The organism is Pseudomonas sp. SIMBA_067 (assembly GCF_046534675.1).
GTDB lineage: Bacteria > Pseudomonadota > Gammaproteobacteria > Pseudomonadales > Pseudomonadaceae > Aquipseudomonas > Aquipseudomonas putida.
Genome location: NZ_JAWRYH010001327.1, coordinates 1 through 237 on the forward strand (window position 1 = coordinate 1; position 237 = coordinate 237).

General features: G+C 58.6%; 1 protein-coding gene. It reads right to left on the reverse strand.

What is annotated here, in order from left to right; translation table 11 throughout:
• Positions 1-90: 90 nt before the first annotated feature.
• The coding region (locus tag SB765_RS33645) for a hypothetical protein (protein WP_410933037.1) at positions 91-237 on the reverse strand (147 nt) is incomplete at its 5' end.

Sequence of the window (237 nt, forward strand, 5' to 3'; positions counted from 1 at the left end):
GCGGCCGCTTTTCTCTGAATGGCCGACCACGCCCGGTTTACCTGCGCTGCACGCCCCCGGTGGTTTATCCGTGAAGTAGCAGACCTCTGCTCATTCCACACCCTCGACCACGCCTTGATCCTCCCCTAAAAAGCCCCCGCTCTGGTGATGCCAGAGCCGCGCATAGGTACCATTTTTTTCCAGCAATTGGGTATGCGTGCCCTGCTCGATGATGCGTCCGTTGTCCATGACGATGAG